At 59.6% G+C, this 18031-nt stretch carries 19 protein-coding genes; 9 read left to right on the forward strand and 10 right to left on the reverse strand.

What is annotated here, in order from left to right; genetic code table 11:
• Positions 1-59: 59 nt before the first annotated feature.
• The 5 genes from D109_RS0116225 to rplU all read right to left on the reverse strand — a co-directional run bounded on the left by D109_RS0116225 (position 60) and on the right by rplU (position 3825).
• Entirely contained in the window at positions 60-524 is a 465-nt protein-coding gene (locus tag D109_RS0116225) for a CreA family protein (RefSeq protein WP_017477808.1), read from the reverse strand.
• Between the two features lie 17 nt (positions 525-541).
• Positions 542-1660, reverse strand: a complete 1119-nt coding sequence (proB, locus tag D109_RS0116230; protein ID WP_017477809.1) for a glutamate 5-kinase — start codon at positions 1658-1660, stop codon at positions 542-544.
• Between the two features lie 123 nt (positions 1661-1783).
• On the reverse strand, positions 1784-3007 hold the full coding sequence (cgtA, locus tag D109_RS0116235) for an Obg family GTPase CgtA (RefSeq protein ID WP_003215864.1): 1224 nt from the start codon (positions 3005-3007) through the stop codon (positions 1784-1786).
• Positions 3008-3200: 193 nt separating this feature from the next.
• Positions 3201-3476, reverse strand: a complete 276-nt coding sequence (gene rpmA / locus D109_RS0116240) for a 50S ribosomal protein L27 (RefSeq protein WP_003215862.1) — start codon at positions 3474-3476, stop codon at positions 3201-3203.
• A 34-nt stretch (positions 3477-3510) separates the two neighbouring features.
• Complete coding sequence (gene rplU / locus D109_RS0116245; RefSeq protein ID WP_003176051.1) at positions 3511-3825, reverse strand: 50S ribosomal protein L21; 315 nt, start codon at positions 3823-3825, stop codon at positions 3511-3513.
• A 239-nt stretch (positions 3826-4064) separates the two neighbouring features.
• Between rplU and D109_RS0116250 the strand changes: the two genes are divergently transcribed.
• From D109_RS0116250 to D109_RS0116260, 3 genes are all read left to right on the forward strand, one after another.
• Positions 4065-5033 carry a polyprenyl synthetase family protein gene (locus D109_RS0116250; protein ID WP_003215860.1) on the forward strand — a complete coding sequence of 323 codons (969 nt, stop codon included), beginning with the start codon at positions 4065-4067 and terminating at the stop codon, positions 5031-5033.
• 187 nt (positions 5034-5220) lie between these two features.
• Positions 5221-5562 (forward strand): zinc ribbon domain-containing protein YjdM, encoded by a 342-nt coding sequence (locus tag D109_RS0116255; protein ID WP_017477810.1) that lies wholly within the window; start codon positions 5221-5223, stop codon positions 5560-5562.
• Between the two features lie 198 nt (positions 5563-5760).
• Entirely contained in the window at positions 5761-6018 is a 258-nt protein-coding gene (locus D109_RS0116260) for a hypothetical protein (protein ID WP_003215856.1), read from the forward strand.
• Positions 6019-6072: 54 nt separating this feature from the next.
• Here D109_RS0116260 and D109_RS0116265 read toward each other — a convergent pair whose 3' ends face one another.
• Positions 6073-6690 (reverse strand): FKBP-type peptidyl-prolyl cis-trans isomerase, encoded by a 618-nt coding sequence (locus D109_RS0116265; protein ID WP_017477811.1) that lies wholly within the window; start codon positions 6688-6690, stop codon positions 6073-6075.
• 121 nt (positions 6691-6811) lie between these two features.
• A complete protein-coding gene (locus D109_RS0116270) occupies positions 6812-7300 on the reverse strand; it encodes a TIGR00645 family protein (RefSeq protein ID WP_003215853.1) in 489 nt (162 codons plus the stop codon).
• A gap of 166 nt (positions 7301-7466) precedes the next feature.
• Here D109_RS0116270 and D109_RS0116275 point away from each other — a divergent pair, with 166 nt between their 5' ends.
• Positions 7467-9302, forward strand: coding sequence for a hypothetical protein (locus D109_RS0116275; RefSeq protein WP_017477812.1), 1836 nt, complete (start codon positions 7467-7469; stop codon positions 9300-9302).
• A 1-nt stretch (position 9303) separates the two neighbouring features.
• Here D109_RS0116275 and D109_RS0116280 read toward each other — a convergent pair whose 3' ends face one another.
• Both D109_RS0116280 and D109_RS0116285 read right to left on the reverse strand, forming a co-directional pair.
• Complete coding sequence (locus D109_RS0116280; protein WP_017477813.1) at positions 9304-9633, reverse strand: hypothetical protein; 330 nt, start codon at positions 9631-9633, stop codon at positions 9304-9306.
• A 200-nt stretch (positions 9634-9833) separates the two neighbouring features.
• Positions 9834-12272, reverse strand: a complete 2439-nt coding sequence (locus tag D109_RS0116285; protein ID WP_017477814.1) for a Lon protease family protein — start codon at positions 12270-12272, stop codon at positions 9834-9836.
• Between the two features lie 267 nt (positions 12273-12539).
• Between D109_RS0116285 and D109_RS0116290 the strand changes: the two genes are divergently transcribed.
• The 5 genes from D109_RS0116290 (at position 12540) to D109_RS0116310 (ending at position 16575) form a co-directional block, all read left to right on the forward strand.
• On the forward strand, positions 12540-13028 hold the full coding sequence (locus tag D109_RS0116290) for a DUF3015 domain-containing protein (RefSeq protein ID WP_017477815.1): 489 nt from the start codon (positions 12540-12542) through the stop codon (positions 13026-13028).
• A gap of 93 nt (positions 13029-13121) precedes the next feature.
• Positions 13122-14975, forward strand: coding sequence for a DUF4105 domain-containing protein (locus tag D109_RS0116295; RefSeq protein WP_017477816.1), 1854 nt, complete (start codon positions 13122-13124; stop codon positions 14973-14975).
• Between the two features lie 149 nt (positions 14976-15124).
• Entirely contained in the window at positions 15125-15421 is a 297-nt protein-coding gene (locus tag D109_RS0116300; RefSeq protein WP_017477817.1) for a chorismate mutase, read from the forward strand.
• Between the two features lie 229 nt (positions 15422-15650).
• Entirely contained in the window at positions 15651-16007 is a 357-nt protein-coding gene (locus D109_RS0116305; protein ID WP_017477818.1) for a hypothetical protein, read from the forward strand.
• Between the two features lie 70 nt (positions 16008-16077).
• Positions 16078-16575, forward strand: a complete 498-nt coding sequence (locus tag D109_RS0116310) for a GreA/GreB family elongation factor (protein ID WP_017477819.1) — start codon at positions 16078-16080, stop codon at positions 16573-16575.
• On the opposite strand, the gene gdhA is transcribed toward D109_RS0116310, so the two are convergent.
• Entirely contained in the window at positions 16572-17909 is a 1338-nt protein-coding gene (gdhA, locus tag D109_RS0116315) for an NADP-specific glutamate dehydrogenase (protein WP_017477820.1), read from the reverse strand. The genes D109_RS0116310 and gdhA overlap by 4 nt on opposite strands.
• Positions 17910-18031 lie beyond the last annotated feature (122 nt).

Here is an 18031-nt window from a genome sequence, read left to right on the forward strand (position 1 = left end):
TATTGCCTGCGATTTGGGAAAGCCAAAAAAAGAGCCGGCATGCCGGCTCTACTTCAGATTTATTGCGCTGCAGGCCACGGCAAGATCGGAATCGCCGTCACCGCATTCTGCGGGCTGCCTTCGATCAAGCGATCGCTGTAGACCAGATACACCAGGGTATTACGCTTCTTGTCGAGGAAACGCACCACCTGCATGGTCTTGAACACCAGGGACGTGCGCTCCTTGAACACCTCATCCCCGTCCTTCAGCTCACCCTTGAAGTGAATCGCGCCCACCTGACGACAGGCAATCGACGCCTCAGCGCGATCCTCAGCCAACCCCAGACCACCTTTCACCCCACCCGTCTTGGCACGGGACAGGTAGCAGGTCACGCCATCCACCTTCGGGTCATCAAAGGCTTCGACCACAATCCGGTCATTGGGGCCGACAAACTTGAACACTGTCGACACCTGGCCAATCTCTTCGGCCGATGCCAGCAACGGCATCGCCAGCAGCAAACCGAGCAACCCCTTCATCACGCGCATCGAGAATTCCTTTTTGCTTAAACCAGAATCAGGTTATCCCGGTGAACCAGCTCCGGCTCAGCCATATAACCCAACAAACCGACAATCGCATCAGACGATTGCCCGATGATTTTCTGCGCCTCAAGGGCACTGTAGTTGGCAAGGCCACGGGCGATCTCACGACCATCCGGCGCCACACACACCACCATTTCGCCACGGCGGAAGCTGCCCTGGACCAGCTTTACACCCACCGGCAACAAGCTTTTGTTGCCTTGGGACAACGCTGAAACCGCACCAGCATCCAACACCAGAGTACCGCGCGTCTGAAGATGCCCCGCCAGCCACTGCTTGCGCGCCGCCAGCATGCCGCGCTCAGGCGACAGCAGCGTACCGATGCGCTCGCCCGCCTTGAGACGATCCAGCACCCGCTCAATCCGACCGCCAACGATGATGGTATGCGCGCCGGAACGCGCCGCCAGCCGTGCCGCACGCAGCTTGGTCTGCATACCACCACGCCCCAGCGCACCACCGACACTGCCAGCCACCGCATCCAGCGCCGGATCATCGGCACGCGCCTCGTAAATCAGCTGCGCCTCAGGGTTATTGCGCGGATCAGCGTCGAACATGCCGTCGCGATCCGTGAGAATCACCAGCAAATCGGCCTCAACCAGGTTAGCCACCAAGGCCGCCAGGGTGTCGTTGTCGCCAAAGCGAATCTCGTCAGTCACCACGGTGTCGTTCTCATTGATCACCGGGATTACCTTGAGTTCCACCAGGGCACGCAGGGTGCTACGGGCATTCAGGTAGCGCTTGCGGTCGGACAAGTCGTCATGGGTCAGCAGAATCTGCGCCGTATGGCGACCGTGCTCGGCAAAGCTGGACTCCCAGGCCTGCACCAGGCCCATCTGACCAATGGCGGCAGCGGCTTGCAACTCGTGCATCGCGCTGGGTCGCGCGGTCCAGCCAAGGCGACTCATACCGGCGGCAACCGCCCCGGACGACACCAGCACCAACTCGACGCCAGCCTCATGCAAGGCCACCATCTGGTCCACCCAGACGCTCATGGCCGCACGATCCAGCCCTTTGCCATCCGCCGTCAGCAGCGCGCTACCGATCTTAACGACCCAACGCTGCGCACCTGTCACCTTGCTCCGCATCATCTTCAACCTTAGATAGAGGGCCGCGCGACCCAGCGCCGCCCATAACGTTATTCGTGACTACCGATTTCCAGATACCAAAACGCCGCTCGATTGAGCGGCGCTTAAGTTTACTGCAACGAATCAGTCGCGCACGTAAATGATTTCCGGACCGTCTTCATCATCCACGTCTTCTTCATCCCAATCGTCGTCACCGATGTCATGGACCGACTTGACGCCACTGCGACGCAGGGCACGCTGGTCATCCAGCGCCTGCAACTGGGCACGGGCTTCGTCTTCGATACGCTGATCCAGCTCGGCCAGCTCTGCCTTGTAGACAGGGTCGGCGGCCAAGCGGTCGGCACGATCTTCGAGGTAACGCATGATGTCGCGAGTCAGGCGCTCAGTGCCTTCTTTGGCAATGGCCGAGATCACGTACACAGGCCCCGTCCATTCCAGGCGATCAACGATTTCCTTGACGCGCTCTTCGTGCTCTTCCTCGAGGATCTGGTCGCACTTGTTCAGCACCAACCAACGATCACGCTCTGCCAGGGACGGGCTGAACTTGGTCAGCTCGCTGACAATCACTTCAGCGGCGTCCGGCGCACTGGTGTCATCCAGCGGCGCCATGTCAACGAGGTGCAGCAGCAAACGGGTACGGGACAAGTGCTTGAGGAAACGAATCCCCAGGCCCGCGCCGTCGGAAGCACCTTCGATCAGGCCCGGAATGTCCGCAACCACAAAGCTCTTCCAGCGATCGACGCTGACCACACCCAGGTTTGGCACCAAGGTGGTGAACGGGTAATCGGCGACTTTCGGCTTGGCAGCAGACACCGAGCGAATGAACGTACTTTTGCCGGCGTTCGGCAAGCCCAGCAGGCCCACGTCAGCCAGTACCTTCATTTCCAGCTTGAGGTCACGCTGTTCGCCAGGCTTGCCCGGCGTGGTCTGGCGTGGTGCACGGTTGGTACTGGATTTGAAACGGGTGTTGCCCAGACCGTGCCAGCCGCCATGAGCCACCAGCAGGCGCTGACCGGCTTTGGTCAGGTCGCCGATGACTTCCTGGGTTGCGGAGTCGATCACGGTGGTACCGACCGGAACCCGCAGCACCAACTCTTCGCCTTTTTTACCGGTGCAGTCAGTGCTGCCGCCGTTGGAGCCACGCTCGGCATCAAAGTGCCGGGTGTAACGGTAGTCCACCAGGGTGTTGAGGTTTTCGTCGGCGATCATGTAGACCGAGCCGCCATCACCGCCATCACCGCCGTTAGGACCACCGTTTTCGATGAATTTTTCCCGACGGAAACTCATGCAACCGTTACCGCCGTCGCCAGCTTTTACTCGGATCGAAACTTCATCAACAAACTTCATAACAAAACGCCTCTCGCCACACGGACGAGCTTAAGAAACCAAGACATAAGACTCTTGCAAAAATGAGCGCAGCGACCTCAAGCAACAACCGCAAATCCACTGCTTTCGCCCATCACAAACAGCTTTGCAAGAGACTCACCCCACAAACGAAAAAGCCCCGTCGCGAGACAGGGCTTTTCCAGCAACTACGTAATTATGCCGCGACGACTTCAGTCTTCGGGACAATGCTCACGTAACGGCGGTTGAAAGCGCCTTTTACTTCAAACTTGATCACGCCGTCGATTTTAGCGAACAGAGTGTGATCTTTACCCATGCCAACACCGTAACCGGCGTGGAATTGGGTGCCGCGCTGACGCACGATGATGTTGCCCGGAATGATAACCTGGCCGCCATACATCTTCACGCCAAGGCGTTTGGCTTCTGAGTCGCGACCGTTACGGGTACTACCACCAGCTTTTTTGTGTGCCATGAGTCAATTCTCCTAGTGAGGAATTAGGCTGAAATTAAGCCTGAATACCGGTGATTTTGATCTCGGTGTACCACTGGCGGTGGCCCATACGCTTCATGTGGTGCTTACGACGACGGAACTTGATGATGCGGACTTTATCGTGACGACCTTGGGAGATCACTTCAGCCACAACGGTAGCGCCTGCAACAACTGGAGCGCCGATGTTCACGTCATCGCCATTGGCGACCAACAGAACGCGATCAAAAGTAACGGATTCGCCAGTAGCGATTTCCAGCTTCTCGATCTTCAGGTATTCACCTGGGGCGACCTTGTATTGCTTGCCACCAGTAACAATTACTGCGTACGACATGGTATTTCTCCGATAATCCTGCTCACCCAGCGCTTTATAAGAAGAGGTATTGGCTGGCATGGCTGCATGGGATGGACGTCCCGAATGCAATTGCGTAAGGCAGGTGCTGCCCAGGAAGTTCAGGGTGCGCGATTGTACGCAAGCTATGGAGGTGTTGCAAGTGGCCGTCTATCGCGCCTTGACACTAGGGGACGCGGGTCCTAGCATGCCGCGCAACCCTTCTGGAGCGACTGTCGCTGATGCAACCCCAAGCTTTCTACCGCGCGGTGGCGGACGATTTTAGCGCCGTCGACGGCATCATCAAGAAGCAGCTGACTTCTAAAGTGCCGCTGGTCTCCAAAATTGGCGACTACATTACGTCGGCCGGCGGTAAACGCCTGCGTCCTTTATTAGTGTTGCTGTGTGGCAAGGCCCTGGGCCGCGAAGGCGATGACCTGCGCCTGCTGGCCGCAACCATCGAGTTCCTGCACACCGCCACCCTGCTGCATGACGACGTGGTCGACATGTCCGGCATGCGCCGTGGTCGCGAGACGGCCAACGCGATGTGGGGCAACGCGCCGAGCGTACTCGTGGGCGACTTCCTATACTCGCGCTCGTTCGAAATGATGGTCGAGCTGGGCTCGATGCCGGTGATGAAGATTCTTTCACAGGCCACGCGCATCATCGCCGAAGGCGAAGTGCTGCAACTGTCGAAGGTTCGCGACGCCAGCACCACCGAAGAAACCTACATGGAAGTGATTCGCGGCAAAACCGCGATGCTCTTCGAAGCCTCGACCCACAGCGCCGCGGCCCTGTGCGAAGCAACGCCCGAGCAAAGCGAAGCCCTGCGCACCTTCGGCGATCACTTGGGCGTGGCCTTCCAGTTGGTAGACGACCTGCTGGATTACCGCGGCGACGCCGAAACCCTGGGCAAGAACGTCGGTGACGACCTGGCCGAGGGCAAGCCGACCTTGCCGCTGATCTACACCATGCGCGAAGGCACGCCTGAACAGGCCGCCCTGGTGCGCAAGGCGATCCAGAAAGGCGGGATCGAAGACCTCGAAAGCATCCGCGAAGCCGTGGAAGCCTCGGGCTCCCTCGAATACACAGCGCAACTGGCCCGTGACTACGTCGCTCGCGCCATCCAATGCCTGGAAGCCCTTCCAGCCAGCGAATACCGGGATGCCCTGGTTGAGCTGAGTGAGTTTGCGGTCGCCCGCACGCACTGATTCTGATCTGCTTCATGTGGGAGCTGGCTTGCCTGCGATGCAGGCACTTCGGTTTGTCTGTCACACCGCGGTGATGCAATCGCAGGCAAGCCAGCTCCCACAGCGTTCTCTGGCGTTGCTGCACCCTGCCCGGCTAAAACCCTATATAATGTGCGCTTTTAGCCATCCTGAAACCAAAGGAGCTTTAGTGAGCACGTTGCCACCCTGCCCGAAATGCAATTCCGAATACACCTACGAAGACGGCGCCCAGCTGATTTGCCCGGAATGCGCCCATGAATGGACCATCGGTGGCGAAGCCGAGGCTGCCAGCGATGAATCCGTGAAGAAAGACTCTGTGGGCAACGTCCTGCAGGACGGCGACACCATCACCGTGATCAAAGACCTCAAGGTCAAAGGTACGTCGCTGGTGGTCAAGGTCGGCACCAAGGTCAAGAACATCCGCCTGTGCGACGGCGACCACGATATCGACTGCAAGATCGACGGTATCGGCCCGATGAAACTCAAGTCCGAGTTCGTCCGCAAGGTCTGAACCGGCGGCCTCCATCTCGTGCCCTGCACGGGATGGCGCTTCACCCTCCCCCGCGTCACTTCCGCACTGGCGGCAAAAGGCCAGGCCTTTTGATCAAAAACAATATCCACACAGAAAAGTCCGGAAATCGCCAATAGGCACTTGCTATTCTATGAATAAGAATTATTCTCATTGAAACCCATCAAGGAGATGCTTCCCATGACTTATTTGATCGATGCCTGGCTGGACCGTCCACACCCTTACCTGCGAATCCTCCATCGGGAAACCGGTGAAGTCTGCGCGGTACTGGAAGAAGAAGCGTTGAGCGAACTGCAGGATCAGGGCGACCTGGACGTCAATGGCCTGAGTTCCAGTGAACCTGGTGTGCTGAAGGAAGTGGTGAGAAATCTGTTTCTGTTCTGCTATGCCCGGGCGTTGCGCCCAGTGACGGATCTCAATGGCAAGTTTCATCCATGAGCAACCGCGCAAAACACTGCAGGAGCGAGCAGGCTCGCTCCTGCAGGTAAGGTCTTACAGAACGTCGAGCAGCTCGACGTCGAACACCAGAACGCTGTGCGGCGGGATGCTGCCAACGCCTTGAGCGCCGTAAGCCAGTTCGCTCGGCACGTACAGACGCCATTTGCTGCCGGCATTCATCAGTTGCAGGGCTTCGGTCCAGCCGGCGATCACGCCGCCAACCGGGAATTCTGCAGGCTGGCCGCGCTCATAGGAACTGTCGAACACAGTGCCGTCGATCAGGGTGCCGTGGTAGTGAGTGCGCACCTGATCTTCGCGGGTCGGCTTGGCACCGTCACCGGCAGTCAGCACTTCAAATTGCAGGCCGGAAGCCAGGGTGGTGATGCCGTCACGCTTGGCGTTTTCAGCCAGGAAAGCCAGGCCTTCGCCAGCAGCCGCTTCAGCCTTTGCAGCAGCTTCGGCTTGCATGATTTCGCGGATGACCTTGAAGCTTGCGGCCATTTGCTCTTGGTCCACACGGCTAGGCTTGCCGGCGAAAGCGTCGGTCAGGCCAGCCAGGATCGCGTCCAGGCTGACGCCCGGTGGCGGGTTGTCGCGCAGCTGGTCGCCCAACTGACGGCCAATGCCGTAGCTCACGCGGGTTTCGTCGGTGGACAGATTAACTTCGGACATGGAACGGCTCCGCTGTAGGACGGCACAGGTGTCGTCCAAACTAAAAGGGCGAGCAGACTAGCACACAAGCCACGCCCTTGATGAGCCCTGCACCCGGGCAACGGGGAGCGTCGGGCTGCAATTAATGCTTGGTGACTTTATCCAGGTAACCCATGGCAAACGCCGACACCACAAACGTCATGTGGATGATCACGTACCACTTCAAATGCTCGGGATCGACGTTCTTGGCATCCATGAAGACCCGCAGCAAATGAATCGACGAAATCGCCACGATGGACGCTGCGACCTTCATCTTCAGCGACGAAGAGTCCATGGTCCCCAGCCAGTTGAGCTTCTCTTTGCTTTCGTCGATGTCCAGCTGGGAGACGAAGTTCTCGTAGCCGCTGATCATCACCATCACCAGCAGGCCACCCACCAGCGCCATGTCGATCAACGACAGCAGCACCAGGATCACATCCGACTCACTCATGGTGAACACGATGGGAATCACATGGAACACTTCCTGGAAGAACTTCAACCCCAGTGCCAGCAGCCCCAGGGACAACCCGAAATAGATCGGCGCCAACAGCCAGCGTGAGGCATACATTGCATTTTCGATAAAGCGTTCCATTGAATCTCACACAGCTTGGCTAAAAATGGCGGCGAGTATACCAGCCGCACGCAAACGCCAGAAACCGTCGATAAAACTGATCTGTACGGCATCTGTAAAAGATTTTTTCTGCTAGTGTCGAGCTCATCAACTCGGCTCGATGATGTCGGACAGGAAAACTCAGATAATGGATGTGCGATCCCCTTTGGCCAGCATTGGCCTGTGCGCGGCGTTGCTGGTGGGCGGCGGTTGCTCCCCAAGCGATGAACACAAGCAAGCCAGCCTTGAAGAGAAAACCGCCAAGTTCGAACAGTCCCTGGACGCGATCCAGGACCCCAAGCTCAAGGACGCCGTGTCCGAGCTCGGTGGCTCGCTGCTGTTGCTGGAGCGGGCACGGGCCAAGCTCGCCACCAAGCCTATCGAGGCCGAGTACAGCGAAGACGCCCTGGCGCTGCTCAAGCATTACCCCACGCCCCAGGCCCTGGTGGACACCTACATCAATGGCCTGTTTGTCCTGCGCAAGGCGTCCCATTCGGACTACCTGACGGACCTGCAGCCGATCTTCCCGTTCAATTTCAACATGCCCGACCAGTTCCCCTTCCCCCACGGCCTGGAATGGCAGTCAGTGACCTTGAGCAACAACAAGGTCATCCCCTTCCAGCCGGAATGGTCGGAAACCGACCCGGGCATCCAACTGAGCCCCACCAGCTCCAACCTGACCAACCCCGATGACCTGACGGTGACCTACCCGTTCATCGAAGGCATCGAGACTGAGAACAAGAGCCAGCCGCAGCCCGTCACTCTCAAGGGCAAGGTGGAAGTCATCGCGCCGCGTAAAGTCTTCACCTTCGACCTGTCGAAAAAGGACGTGGGCCGCAAACGCACCGAAGAAAACGTCACGGTCACCCTGCTGACTCTCGAAAAGAACTACGCCGAAATCGAACTGACCAACAGCGCCCCGCTGGCACCGGAAGTCGTGGATGAATCGCCCAACCCGCTGCTGGTGCAGGCTCGCGACACCACCGGGAAATTTCTCTCGCGCTCGGGCTCAATCAACGAGAACGCCGCCCAACTGGCGTTTTACGAGAAACAACTGGCCGAAATGCAAAAGCAGAAGGCCTGGTCCGACGCCTTTGAAAAGCAGTTGGAAGACGAACAGAAAGCCTTCGAACACAAGCAGAACAGCCACTACACCAAGGTGTACTTCAATGGCCTGATCGACAACGTGCAAGTCAGCGTCCTCGACTTTTCCCAGGCCACGGTGACCCGCAAGGACCTCGACCTGCCCGTACGGCGCTTCGACAAGAACAGCCTGGAGAAGACCGTACAGCCGTTGCCGATGCCCGTCACCGTGTATGACGACCAGGCTTCGGACTGGCTCAAGGACGCCACGCTTTCCGAAGACCAGTTGAAGAAAAGCGTCACCATCAACCAATCGGTGGATGACGCCAGCGCAGCACACATCGAGTTCGATCACCCCTACACCTTCAACGACGACCTGCTGGGCGAAGACCGGGGCGGCGGCGATGCCCCCGTGACCTTCCTCACCGCCAACGACGAAGGCAAGCTCGGTGAGCCGATCGAGCTGCCCGCCGAAGCCTACGAGGTCGACCCGGGACGCGGCACCATCACCTATGACCTGAACCTGTTCCCCGAAAACCCTGGGTTTGCCGTCGGGTCAATGCCACTGTTCCTGGCCACCATCGAAAAAGGCAGCCTCACGGCCGGGCAACTGCCCAAGGGCCTGGAGCTGAAAGACAACGCGCTGATTGTCGACCAGAAGCTGTTCCCGTCCGATAGCTGGCGGTTCGATGCCAAGGACGCCAGCGGCAACTACCTGAAGGAAATTCTCGGCGTCAGCCACCGCGCCGAGGAATACGGCACGGCGCTGTTCGACGTGCATTACTTCTACGGCCAGCCAACCACATTGGAAACCTACCAGCGCACCGGTCTGGATACGGTGGAGTATGGGTTTGAGGTCCGGTTGGACAAGCCGCCCGAGGCCACCGCGCCGCAGAAATAGCCTATCGATGCATGTCTCCCACCACTTGCGGCCGCCCGCCATTGAGCTGTCGCAAGTGCGCCTGCAGGTGCAGGCACCAGATCTGCGGGTCGTCCGCCAGTTCGTACCCGTGCAGGGTCAGGCTTTCGACAATCGAATCAAGGATGGTTTGTGCCACGAAAGGTCCGTGAAACGGGCCTTGGGACTTGATGGTGGAAGGCTGTTCACCGGTCATTCCGGCGGCAAACAACAAGGTCCACATCCCGGTATCCCCCGCGAGAGGGCGAATGGAACATTCGATACGGGTGACCAGGCCCAGGCACTGGCGGGTAAGGCAGAGGTTGCGCGACATGGCGGCGACCCTCGGTAGATCCGGTATTCAGCCTCGCAGGGCAAGACTGTTTCTATCCAGCGACTCCTGTGGATATCCCTTGAGCTGAGAATAGAAGAAACCCGGTACAAACCAAGGCCGGGGGACCAACGGACGACTGCCGTCACGACGGCGTCAAAAATATGCCGAAGGGACCTGAATTCAGGCCCCTTCGGTCGTTATTACACCGGCTTGGCTTCTGCCAACGCTTCCTGCGCCAGCTCCTTCTCGGCTTCCTTCAGATCATCTTCACTGATCATCTCGGCAATCGCCCGCAGACGCTCCACCACCCGCGCATTGACACTGCCTTCGGGGAATTGCCCCTCCTCGTCGGGTGAACCCGCAGGCTCGCCCACCAGCAGGCTCAAGGCCTCGTCGGCCTGGCGCACGGCGTAGACGTGGAATTGCCCGTCGCGCACGGCTTGCAACACCTTCTCGTCGAGCATCAGCGTCGCGACGTTGGCCTGGGGAATGATCGCCCCCTGCTCGCCGGTCAGCCCACGGGCTTCACAGAGGCGGAAGAAGCCTTCGATCTTCTCGTTGACCCCGCCCACCGCCTGCACTTCGCCAAACTGGTTGATCGAGCCGGTGATGGCAAAGCACTGCTTGAGCGGCGTCTTCGACAGCGCCGAGATCAAGGTGCACGCCTCGCCCAGGGAAGCGCTGTCGCCGTCGACATACCCGTAGGACTGCTCCAGGGCAATACTCGCCGAGATCGCCAACGGGAATTCCTGGGCATACCGGCTGCCCAGGTAACCGGTGAGGATCATCACGCCCTTGGAGTGAATCGGCTGGCCGAGGTTAACTTCACGCTCGATATCCACAATGCCGCTGCCGCCCGGGTACACCGAGGCAGAGATCCGCGCCGGCACGCCGAATGCCGAGTCCCCCACTTCAAGCACTGTCAGACCGTTGCACTTGCCCACCGCCGCACCGGCGGTGTCGATCAGGATCACCCCGGCGAGCATGTCGTCGAGAATCCGCGCCGACACCCGCCCGGTGCGCGTGGCCTTGGCCTTGAGTGCACGCTCGATATGCCCGGAGTCGGTGCGCTCATCACCCGCCAGGTGACGAATGAAGTCCGCCTCGCTGACCAGTTGGAACAAATCACCGATACGCGCCGACAAGCGCCCCTGGTTCTCCGCCAGCCGCGCGCTGTAGGTCGCCAGCCGCGCGACCGCATCCGAGGTCAACGGCGCCATGCCTTCTTCCGACGTACGGGTTTTCAGCAACTGGGCGAACTGCTCCAGGCTTTCATCCACCATCGGGATGTCTTCGTCGAAGTCCACCAGCACCCGGAACATCTCCTGGAAGTCCGGGTCCGCGTCCTGCAACGCGTAGTACAGCTGGCGGGAACCAATGATGATGACCTTGAGCTGCAACGGGATCACTTGCGGGTTGAGGGTCACCGTGGCCAGGCGGCCCAGTTCGCCCAACGGTGATTCCATCTTCAGCTTGCGCGATTGCAGGGCACGCTTGAGGGCGTCCCACACAAACGGCTCGCTGAGCATCTTTTCGGCTTCAAGGATCAGGAAACCGCCATTGGCACGGTGCAACGCACCCGGTCGCAACTGGCGGTAAGTGGTGTAGAGCGCGCCCTGGTCGGTGCTGTATTCAATACGGCCGAACAGGTTGTCATAGGTCGGGTGCGGCTCGAACACCACCGGCGCACCACCGTTGACCGGGTGGCCCACCACCAGGCTCGGGCAATACTGCTCTTCCAGCAACTTGCGGGCCTGGGCGTCAGTCTTGGCGTCGTCCACCAACTGCTCGACCACGGTTTTCAGCAGGTAGACCTGCATCGCCTGCAGGTAGCCGCAGACTGCCGCGTTCTCCGCATACTTCTCGGACAACGGCGCCAACAGTGGCTGCAAGGCCAATGTGATGGTTTCTTCGTTGAACTGGCGCATCTGGTTGTTGGACTCGCGCTTCCACTGGGGCAGGCTGGCGAGTTCTTCGTTGAGGCGTTCTTCCAGTTCGGAAATATCGGTGTGGAAACGCTCGCGGTCAGCTTCCGGCAACTGCGAAAACTCGGCTTCGTCCAGGGCCTTGCCGTCGAGCATCGGGGTAAAGGCGATGTTGGTGCTGTCACGGTACAGCGCCACGTCCTTTTCCAGGGCCAGGCGCTCGATGACATCCAGGGCACGGTCGTAGCGCTGGTTGAAGGCACGGTCGATGGCGCTTTTGCGCTGTTGATAGGTCGGATGCTCAAACACGGCCGGAAACGTCGCGACCAGGTTATCGATCAGGCCGTTGATATCGGAGATGAACGCGGCAGCGCCGCCCGCAGGCAGCTCCAGCGCGCGGGGTTCGCGAGGCTCATCGAAGTTATTGACGTAGACCCAGTCGGCCGGGGTCTGCAGGCGCTTGCCTTCGGCCTTGAGGTAACGTTTGACGAACGAAAAGCGCCCGGTACCGGGCTCACCCATCACAAATACGTTGTAACCGGGGCGTGGCATGGCCACGCCGAACTGCAAGGCTTCGACCGCACGTTCCTGGCCAAGCACACCGCGAAAGGGCTCCAAATCATTGGTGGTCGAGAAGCTGAACTGTTCAGCGGAAAAAGGACGGGTCAGCGCTTCGGGCGCTAGACGCAAGCTGGCAGCAACAGGATCAGGCATCGGGCTTCCTTACATCAGGCGGGGCAGATGACGGCATTCTGGCGCCGGGTTGGGCCGGCTGGCAAGGACGGCTTGGGGAAAGCATAGACCCAGGTTTGAGGCTGTAAAAAAACCGAGTGTTTCCGGCTTGTTTCACAAAAAGTCACGGAACCCTTGGATCATGCCTAAACTCCAACCTGCTGCGGGTTGGACTAATAACCGACCCCTAGGGTGCTGTCAGGCACCTGAACCCTTGTCCATTGGTTTGCACACAAAGAGAACAAAGCTATGAAACGGATCCTTCTCGGTACTCTCTTCACCGTCGTCTCCCTCAATGCAATGGCTGAAGCGCCAGGTGGCCCGAACTGCGGTTGGGGCAACATGCTGTTCGAAGGCCAACGCGGCACTCCGGCGCACTTCCTGGCCTCCACCACCAACGGTACTTCGGGTAACGCCACTTTCGGCATGACCTCGGGCACCAACGGTTGCAACACCAACAGCAAGCTGACCTACGGTGGCAAATCGTGGATTGCCATGAATGGCATGATGAACGAGCTGTCCGAAGACATGGCCAAGGGTAACGGCGAAGCGCTGACTACCTACGCCGTGGTACTGGGCGTTGCTCCTGAAGACCGCGAGCACTTTGCCGCTGTGACTCACGAGCACTTCCAGCAAATCTTCAGCAAGGCTGACGTAACTGCTGATGACGTGCACAACAACACCCTGGCTGTACTGAAAAGCGACACCCGTCTGGCGAAATACGCTACCCAGGCTTAAGCTCGACCCGCCCGTGCCTTTCGGGGCACGGGTTTTATTATTTTTGGACCTGCCTCCCCTTTGGGTCTTTTTATCTCGACTTAAGTTGCCCACATGCTCAAACGCCTTGCCTACCTGGCACTCTTCGCCTGCGCCCCGCTATATGCGGCGCCGCACCTTGATGATCAACGTTTGCAGCAGCTGGCCAACGACCCGTTCTGGCTTTCGCTGGGGCATTACGAGTCCGGCAAGTTCAAAGGCTGGCGCAGTTATGTCAGCGACAAGAAATTCTTCCTCGCCCCCGATGGCGCCCACCATCCGGACCAGGAGCTGAAGGCCACGGTAGAGGCGCTGTATGCCCCGGCCAGCCTCGGCGAAAAGCACGCCCAATGCGTCTACCCGGCACGTACCCGTTGGCTCAAGGACCAGTTGCACCTGACGGACTTGCCGGCGCTGGACTGCAAGGAGTTCAAGCAATGGTTCAAGGACGTCGCCCCCCACAGCGCGGTGATGATCTTCCCGGCGGCCTACCTCAACAGCCCGTCGTCGATGTTTGGCCATACCCTGCTGCGTATCGACCAGGCTGACGTGCAGAGCAACAACACCGCGCTGCTCAGCTACGCGATCAACTTTGGCGCCTACATCGAAGGCTCGGACAACAGCATCCTCTACGCCTGGAAGGGCCTGATGGGCGGCTATCCCGGCCTGTTCGCGCTGGTGCCTTATCAGGAAAAGCTCTCGGAATACCGTAGCCTGGAGAACCGCGACCTGTGGGAATACCGCCTGAACCTGACCCAGGTCGAGACCGAGCGCATGGTCGAGCACGTGTGGGAACTCAAGCAGATCCAGTTCGACTACTTCTTCTTCGACGAAAACTGCTCTTATCGCCTGCTGGAACTGCTGCAAGTGGCCCGCCCAAGCCTGCGGTTGACCGAACAATTCCCGCTGACCGCCATTCCTACCGACACAGTAAAAGCCGTGAAAGAAGCCGGCCTGGTGGAGAAAATCGATTACCGCCCTTCCCGTGAGCGCGAATTGCTGGAACGCGCCAAGCCACTGGACAGTGACGAGCAGCAATGGGTGCTGAAGATCAGCGACGATCAGAAACAACTGCAAGACCCGGCCTTCAAGGCCATCGCCAAAGACCGCCAGGCCTTGATCATCGACGCCGCCTACCGCCTCGGCCGCTACCGCGCCAACGGGCTGGAGCGCGACACCGAACGCTCTCAGCGCAGCTTCGAACTGCTGCGGGCGATCAACCAGAACCCGGCGCCGGACCTGAAGATCGAACGCCCCGGCCTGCCCGAAGACGGCCACGAATCCCGCACCTGGCAAGCCGGTATCGGCACCCGGGGCGACAAGGCCTTCGGCGAATACGGCCTGCGCATGGCCTACCACGACCTGAATGACAACGCTGAAGGCTTCCCCTTGGGCGCGCAGATCGAAATCCTGCAAATGAAACTGCGCCAGTACGAAGGCAACCACTGGCAGTTACAGCAACTGGACCTGGCGACCATTCGCTCACTGACCCCGCGCAACGAACTGCTGCAACCCTGGTCATGGCAAGTCACCGGCGGCCTGGAGCGCGTACCGGGCAAGCATGACGACGAGACCCTGGTCAGCCACGTCAATGGCGGCGCCGGCGGCACCTGGCAACTGCGCGACGACATGCTCGGCTTCGCCCTTGGCACCGTGCGCGTGGAACACAACAGCGACTTCGGTGAGGCTATCTCCCCGGCTGCCGGGTTCAACACCGGCGTGCTGTGGCGAAACCCGCTGGGCAACCTGAGCCTGGAAGCCAAGGGTGACTTCTTCACCAACGGCGAGGTGCGGCGCAGTATCAGCCTGAATCAACAGTGGGAATTGTCCCGCAACCTGGGGCTGAGACTGAGTGCGCAACGGGAATACAGCCACCTCGCGACACCGGTGAACGAAGTGATGCTGGAAGTGAAGTGGTATCACTACTAATCCCTGAGCCGTAGATCGTCCCCACGCTCCGCGTGGGAACGCATCCTGTGACGCTCTGCGTCACGACCTTTAAAAGCGGACGCAGAGCGTCCAGGACGGCATGCCCACGCAGAGCGTGGGAACGATCACTAAAAGGAGCTTCAACCCACATGGCCGTTAATTGCACCAGCCTCGAGCAAGTCCGGGAAAACATCGACCGCCTTGATCACCAGATCGTTACGCTGCTGGCCGAACGGGGCGGCTTCGTTTCCCAGGCTGCGCGCTTCAAAAAAGACAGTGACGGCGTGAAAGCCCCGCAGCGGGTTGAGCAGGTGATTGCCAAGGTTCGCGATCTCTCTCACACCGTAGGCGCAAACCCGGACGTCACAGAGCACGTCTATCGGGCGATGATTGCAGCGTTCATCCAGCAAGAACTCGCAGAGCACGCCGCGCTGACACCAGACTGAACCACACAAAATAACCTTGTGGCGAGGGAGCTTGCTCCCGCTGGGCTGCGCAGCAGCCCCAAAACCAGACACCTCACCCTCTCTGGAATATCTCAATACCCTGAACAGGGGACGCGTGATCGCCCGAAGAAGCAGCGTCACACAGATTTCTCACATCCGTTTCACATACCCCGAACGAATCCACTCCTACACTTCCCCCATAAGCCGTTCAACGGCCAGGGAGCAAGCGATGTGGCGGTACGCAGTAGTGCTGGGCCTGATGGCCCTGCTATCGGGTTGCCAATCAACCCATGAAGATTTGCTGGCCAAGGGTTACCCACCCGCCTTCGCCGACGGCTACGACGACGGTTGCAGCAGTGGCCGCCAGGCCGCCGGGGTGATCACAGGGGAATTCCGCAAGAACGTCCCCCGCTACCTGAAAGACCGTATCTATGCCGAAGGCTGGGATGATGGCTTCCGCCAGTGCAAGGCCATGCGCGAAAACGAAGACCTCAACGACTACAAGAATCGCCACTGGGACGACCGCGAGCGCGCCTGGCAGCAGGAAAAGGACCGCGACGCCGCACGGGCCTATCGCTCGCAATAGGTCGCTTTCAGACATCCAGCGAAACTTAACCCCTGCAACCATGGCCCAAACTCCATAGCAGGAGAACGCCATGAGTCGAGCTTTCGTCAACGAAGACAGCGCCGCTGCCCAGGCCAGCCAACCAGTGGAACGCCAGGTCAGCGAGCAGCCCAATCACCTCACTGCCCGTGGGCTTGCGCAGTTGCAGGCCAAGGTGGCGCAGTTACAAAGCGAGCACAGCGAAGAGTCCGCCAAGGGCGAACAGGCCGATAAACAGCGCCAGGCCGACCTTGAGCGGGATTTGCGCTACTTCAACCAGCGCCTGCAAAGCGCGCAGGTGGTGGCGCCAGCGACGTCCACCGAGAAGGTGATGATCGGCAGTTGGGTGACTTTCGCCAATGAACAGGACGAGGAGCAGCGCATTCAACTGGTGGGTGAAGACCAGGCCGATGCCACGGTGGGCCTGATCAACTGGGGTTCGCCCTTAGGTCGGGCGCTGTTGGGCGCGCAGGTAGGTGACGAGGTGCTGTGGAAGCGCCCCGTCGGTGATCAGTTGATCGAGATCCTGCGCATCGAGCCCGAGGCTTAAACGACGCCTTGGGCGAGCATCGCGTCCGCGACTTTCACGAAGCCTGCGATGTTGGCGCCCTTCACGTAGTTGACCCGACCGTTTTCTTCGCCGTAATGCACGCAGGCATGGTGGATCGACTGCATGATGTTGTGCAGCTTGCTGTCTACTTCGCCAGCGGTCCACAGCAGGCGCATGGCGTTCTGCGACATCTCCAGCCCGCTCACCGCCACACCGCCGGCATTGGACGCCTTGCCCGGCGCGAACAGGATGCCGGCGTCGATAAAGATATCCACAGCCTCCAGGGTGGTGGGCATGTTGGCGCCTTCGGCCACGCACACGCAGCCATTGCGCAACAGGGTGCGCGCCGCTTCGGCGTCCAGTTCATTCTGGGTGGCGCAGGGCAGTGCGATGTCGCAGGCCAGTTCCCACGGTGCTTTGCCGGCACGGAATTCCAGGCCGAAACGTGCAGCCAGTTCGCTGATGCGCCCGCGCTGTACGTTTTTCAGCTCCAGCAGCGCCGACCATTGCTCTTCGGTCAAACCGCTTTCGCAGTAGAGGGTGCCTTCGGAGTCGGACAGGGAAATCACCTTGCCGCCCAGGTCCATGACCTTGCGTGCCGCGTACTGGGCGACGTTGCCGGAACCGGAGATCGCCACGCGCTTGCCTTCGACACGCTGGCCGTTGCGCTTGAGCATCTCTTCAGCGAAGTAGACGCAGCCAAAACCGGTGGCTTCCGGGCGGATCAAGCTGCCGCCGTAGCTCATGCCCTTGCCGGTCAGCACCGAGGTGAACTGGTTGCTCAGGCGCTTGTACTGGCCGAACAGGAAGCCGATCTCTCGGGCGCCCACGCCGATATCACCGGCGGGCACGTCCACGTCCGAACCGATGTGGCGATACAGCTCGCTCATGAACGCCTGGCAGAAGCGCATCACCTCGGCGTCGCTCTTGCCTTTGGGATCGAAGTCCGAGCCGCCCTTGCCGCCGCCCATGGGCAGTGAGGTCAGGGAATTCTTGAAGGTCTGTTCGAAGGCGAGGAATTTCAGCACGCCCAGGTTTACCGAGGGGTGGAAGCGCAGGCCACCCTTATACGGGCCGATGGCGCTGTTCATCTGGATCCGGAACCCGCGGTTGACCCGTACCTTGCCCTGGTCATCTTCCCACGACACCCGGAACACAATCGCACGCTCCGGCTCGCAGATGCGCTCCAGGATGCCCGAGGTCAGGTAACGGGGATTGGCTTCAAGAAACGGCCACAAGCTGCGCAGGACTTCTTCCACGGCCTGGTGGAATTCCGGCTGGTCGGGATCGCGTTTCTTGAGGCGGGCAAGGAAGGATTCAACGGATTCGATCATGAAAAGTCTCGGCAAATTTATTGTCGTTAAAGGAGATTTGTCCCGGACTTTATCAATTCATGTCGCACCGCGACAGGGCAAAATGTCGCTTTTGTGAATTTAAATGGTGCATTGGATATAAA

This window comes from Pseudomonas sp. PAMC 26793, from assembly GCF_000313235.1.
GTDB classification, from domain to species: Bacteria; Pseudomonadota; Gammaproteobacteria; order Pseudomonadales; family Pseudomonadaceae; genus Aquipseudomonas; species Aquipseudomonas yamanorum.

Coding starts and splice junctions, on each gene's coding strand:
- D109_RS0116260 (WP_003215856.1), top strand. CDS start 5,761: ATGACTTATTTGATCGATGCCTGGCTGGACCGTCCACACCCTTACCTG.
- D109_RS0116250 (WP_003215860.1), top strand. CDS start 4,065: ATGCAACCCCAAGCTTTCTACCGCGCGGTGGCGGACGATTTTAGCGCC.
- D109_RS0116265 (WP_017477811.1), bottom strand. CDS start 6,690: ATGTCCGAAGTTAATCTGTCCACCGACGAAACCCGCGTGAGCTACGGC.
- D109_RS0116295 (WP_017477816.1), top strand. CDS start 13,122: ATGCTCAAACGCCTTGCCTACCTGGCACTCTTCGCCTGCGCCCCGCTA.
- proB (WP_017477809.1), bottom strand. CDS start 1,660: ATGCGGAGCAAGGTGACAGGTGCGCAGCGTTGGGTCGTTAAGATCGGT.
- D109_RS0116225 (WP_017477808.1), bottom strand. CDS start 524: ATGCGCGTGATGAAGGGGTTGCTCGGTTTGCTGCTGGCGATGCCGTTG.
- D109_RS0116300 (WP_017477817.1), top strand. CDS start 15,125: ATGGCCGTTAATTGCACCAGCCTCGAGCAAGTCCGGGAAAACATCGAC.
- D109_RS0116290 (WP_017477815.1), top strand. CDS start 12,540: ATGAAACGGATCCTTCTCGGTACTCTCTTCACCGTCGTCTCCCTCAAT.
- D109_RS0116270 (WP_003215853.1), bottom strand. CDS start 7,300: ATGGAACGCTTTATCGAAAATGCAATGTATGCCTCACGCTGGCTGTTG.
- gdhA (WP_017477820.1), bottom strand. CDS start 17,909: ATGATCGAATCCGTTGAATCCTTCCTTGCCCGCCTCAAGAAACGCGAT.
- D109_RS0116310 (WP_017477819.1), top strand. CDS start 16,078: ATGAGTCGAGCTTTCGTCAACGAAGACAGCGCCGCTGCCCAGGCCAGC.
- D109_RS0116280 (WP_017477813.1), bottom strand. CDS start 9,633: ATGTCGCGCAACCTCTGCCTTACCCGCCAGTGCCTGGGCCTGGTCACC.
- D109_RS0116285 (WP_017477814.1), bottom strand. CDS start 12,272: ATGCCTGATCCTGTTGCTGCCAGCTTGCGTCTAGCGCCCGAAGCGCTG.
- D109_RS0116275 (WP_017477812.1), top strand. CDS start 7,467: ATGGATGTGCGATCCCCTTTGGCCAGCATTGGCCTGTGCGCGGCGTTG.
- D109_RS0116305 (WP_017477818.1), top strand. CDS start 15,651: ATGTGGCGGTACGCAGTAGTGCTGGGCCTGATGGCCCTGCTATCGGGT.
- rpmA (WP_003215862.1), bottom strand. CDS start 3,476: ATGGCACACAAAAAAGCTGGTGGTAGTACCCGTAACGGTCGCGACTCA.
- cgtA (WP_003215864.1), bottom strand. CDS start 3,007: ATGAAGTTTGTTGATGAAGTTTCGATCCGAGTAAAAGCTGGCGACGGC.
- rplU (WP_003176051.1), bottom strand. CDS start 3,825: ATGTCGTACGCAGTAATTGTTACTGGTGGCAAGCAATACAAGGTCGCC.